Consider the following 3,749-nt stretch of genomic DNA (forward strand, 5'->3'; position numbering starts at 1 on the left):
GCCGCAAAACATATCGATACATGAACGTCTCTATGGTTAGCTCGTGCTTGGCCGGCGGCGCGGTGACAGGAACATTGGGCTGAGGTAACTACTGAATCCCAACGCCGTCGAAACGTACATAACCAAGCGGATCGATTCTCAAGTCGATCACGTTCTTCCTGGATGGCTGGTACACCGTTGAGTGTGCAATGGGCGAAAACGGCAATTGCTGCGCGAAGATTTCCTGAGCTTGTGTATAAGCTTGCATGCGCTGCGCTTGATCGGTCGTCGAGCGACCTTTTTCTACCAGATCGTTAAACGGCTTATAGCACCAGTGGGCAAAGTTATTCCCGCTCACTGAGTCACAGCCGAGCAATGTGCCAAGCCAATTGTCCGGGTCACCGTTATCGCCCGTGAAGCCGATCAACATAGTGTCGTGCTCGCCTGCTTGACCCCGTTTGATATATTCACCCCATTCGTAGGTAACGATTTTTGCACGCACTCCGATTTTCGCCCAGTCTGCCTGGATCATCTCCGCCATGAGGCGACCGTTAGGGTTATAGGGACGTTGAACGGGCATAGCCCATAGCGTGATGTCGAATCCCTGCGGATAGCCCGCACTTGCAAACAAAGCCTTTGCTTTATCGGGGTCATACGAGGCGCTCTTGAGATTGTTGTCGTAAGACCATTGGGTCGGCGGCATCGGATTGGATGCTTCCTGACCTGCGCCCTGGTAGACCGATTCAATAATTGCTTTCTTATTAATCGCGAGATCGAGCGCTTGCCTGACGGGCGCGCTATCAACCGGCTTATGTGTTGTGTTGTATGCCAGATATCCCACATTAAACCCTGGCTGTGAAGGGACGACCAAATCAGCATCGGACTTTAACGTCGAGATGTCAGCCGGCCTCGGATAACTCATGACCTGGCATTCGTTGTTCTTCAATTTCTGTACACGCACGGCAGCATCGGGCGTGATTGAGAAAATGAGTTTTGACACCCTCACCGCACCGGGCTTCCAGTAATCTGGATTGCCGTCGAAACGAATCGTTGCGTCCTTTGTATAGCTTCGGAAGATGAACGGTCCTGTGCCAACTGGGAACTGGTTGATGTCGGACGCACGTCCCGTCTTGAGCAACTGCTGCGCGTACTCGTCGGACTGGATAGACGCGTATTCCATCGCCAGGTTCTGAAGAAAAGGGGCATTCACTTTCTTAAGCGTGAATTGGACAGTGTATGGGTCGACTTTTTCGACCTTCGCGATCAACTTGTCCAGTCCCATGTCGGTGAAGTATGGAAACAGAGTGGGGTATGCCTTCCTGAACGGCTGATCGGGATCAAGCATGCGCTTGAACGTAAAGAGAACGTCGTCCGCGTCAAAGTCACGCTTGGGCTTGAAGTAAGAGGTGGTTTGAAACTTCACCCCGTGACGGATATGAAACGTGTAGACCAAGCCGTCAGCTGATATATCCCACGTTTGCGCCAGCGCGGGTTCAACCTTGGTGCCACCGCGCTCGAATTCAATCAGGCGGTTGAAAACTGTGAATGTGTTAGCGACGAAATCGATGCCGGACGTGTATTGAGCAGGATCGAAACCGCCCGGGCTGCCTTCTGAGCAATACACGAGCGTTTTGTTCGGAATCGTCTCCGCCTGCGCGAAGCTTGCACCGACACTGACGACGCTCAATACGACGCAAAAGCTTGCCAAACGCAACCCATCGAAAACTCTCATCATCTCTCCAGGATTACTGAAATATTGAGCCACTTGCCAATCGGCGAAGCACGTAGACATTCGTTGCCGCGTCGCCGCTGGCACAACGAACTTCGATTTGCTTCGCTACGAAATCAGCTATTCCCACACTCCACTTCATTTGGGAATAACGAACGTCAAAACTTATGGCGGATCCCCAACATCACCAGCTCCTGAGTACTCAACCCTGCATACCCGAACGAGCCGATCGACGCCTGGGCAGCTTGATCGGTGCGCACAGAAACCCGTGCCGCGTTCGTCGTGTAGGTTGCCTGCGTCCCTAGAGCATGCTGATAGGCAGCGATGGCGTAGAAGTCGGTGCGTTTTGAAGCAAAATAGTCAAGGACCAAGCCGATTTGATGATATTTTGCGGCAGCATCGCCCGTCGCATGCTCGTACGTGTAACCTCCGCCCGCGATCAAAGACGGGGTGATTTGATAGTCGGAAAACACGCTGCCGATGTTATATTTCTCAGTCCGGGTAAATGCTGAGAAGCCATCCGGTTTGTATTGAGCATTACTGTATGAGGTGCCAAAGCTCACGGGACCGATTGTGTATTGCACCGCCGCACGGGCGATGGCGATAGAATGTGCCGAGACATAGGCGCTATTGATCGGCCCGTCAAACAACGAATCTGATGAAGGGCTATTCCAGTTTGCATTTACTCCGGTGCCACGGCCGCTGCTAGGATTGCTAGCATGGAAATAACCGGCTGCCAGACCAAGAGGGCCGTTTGAATAAGAAGCCGCGCCAGAATAAGTTTGCCCTTGACCTGTGGCCCCCGCTAAATTGCTGAAAGCGTAAAGACCTTCGAACTGCAGGCCTGCATAATTTGGCGACAGATATTTGACTGCGTTGGATACGCGAAGACTATTGTCATAGTTATCAACGTCACCTGGGGTGCCTGCAACTGAAGCGAAATAATTGTCTTCAGTAAATCCTTGAACAAGGTCAACCAAAGGATTATATTGCCGGCCCAAGGTAACGGTACCCCACTGGTTCCCGCTTAAGCCGACGTAAGCCTAACGCCCAAATTCTCGACCACCTTGACCTAGCTGACCGTTCGTTACGTTAAAACCATTTTCTAACTTGAACATAGCCTTAATGCCTCCGCCCAAGTCTTCCTCGCCTTTCAAGCCCCAGCGATCTCCCTGTAACTCGGCGCCTGTCATGCCAACCAAGTTCGAATTACCACTCTCATTATGAACATAGCCCAAGCTATTATCAACTACTCCGTAAAGAGTGACCGAGTTTTGCGCTTGAGCCGAGCCTGCTGCGCAAATTGCAAAGACAGTAGCTAAAGTCGATCTAGAATATCTCATCGTGCAGTCCTTGAAGGGTTAAATTAGAAAGTCATTTCGCGCTAGCAACACCGCCCCGCTTCCATTGGCACTCCAGTTGCATTCCGCGAAGCTGCGCCTTTGTCCGCTCATGTTTGATTAAAAGTGGCTCACATAATGAGGATGCCAGTACCAGATCCACTAGGTCGACCGCCACGGCGGCAGTTCAAGTAGTTATCCAAAATTTTATTATCTACGTGATTGTTTTGTCACAACGCGTACTAGTTCCAGGGCGAACGACTAGTTCACTGTTATCAACGTATCAACACCATCGGCGCGAATCAAATCCTGATCAAGCCCCTAACTATTCATTATTTTGGCAAACGAAGGCTAACAACGCCAAAATAACATCGGAATTCGGTTGTTTGAAAGTAAGACTTAGGTACAGACTAAAGTGCAAAAGAACCGGGTAGTTTTGCGGAAAACTGCACACTAGAATAGCTTTTCAGCGGCCGATGCCACAAACACGCACGCCACCTTGCTTCGCCGATATTTGTTCAGGTCGCGTTAGCTTGCTACTACTTGCTTACCGTGCGTAAATCAAGTGGTACCATTTTGCTTCGACACCGTGAACGTCGATCAGATGAAGCTATCTTGTCCGTGCATCTCTTACGTCCCGTTCCCGTTGATCGCTTCCGCTCGACGTTAGGCCGGCGTCCGGGACCGTTCGGCCATGGACT

1 protein-coding gene and 1 pseudogene are annotated in these 3,749 nt (G+C 51.2%); both read right to left on the reverse strand.

Annotated features, from left to right (window positions below; genetic code table 11):
* Positions 1 to 88 precede the first annotated feature (88 nt).
* Positions 89 to 1,711: an ABC transporter substrate-binding protein gene (locus ACFFAR_RS27515; RefSeq protein ID WP_375508851.1), complete on the reverse strand. Its 1,623-nt coding sequence runs from the start codon at positions 1,709 to 1,711 to the stop codon at positions 89 to 91.
* A gap of 155 nt (positions 1,712 to 1,866) precedes the next feature.
* A pseudogene (locus ACFFAR_RS27520) lies at positions 1,867 to 3,051 on the reverse strand (porin).
* Between the last annotated feature and the right edge of the window lie 698 nt (positions 3,052 to 3,749).

Source organism: uncultured Caballeronia sp. (assembly GCF_964243625.1).
GTDB lineage: Bacteria > Pseudomonadota > Gammaproteobacteria > Burkholderiales > Burkholderiaceae > Caballeronia.

Excerpts from the sequence above, each read along its gene's own strand:
- ACFFAR_RS27515 (WP_375508851.1), bottom strand. The coding sequence starts at position 1,711 with ATGAGAGTTTTCGATGGGTTGCGTTTGGCAAGCTTTTGCGTCGTATTG.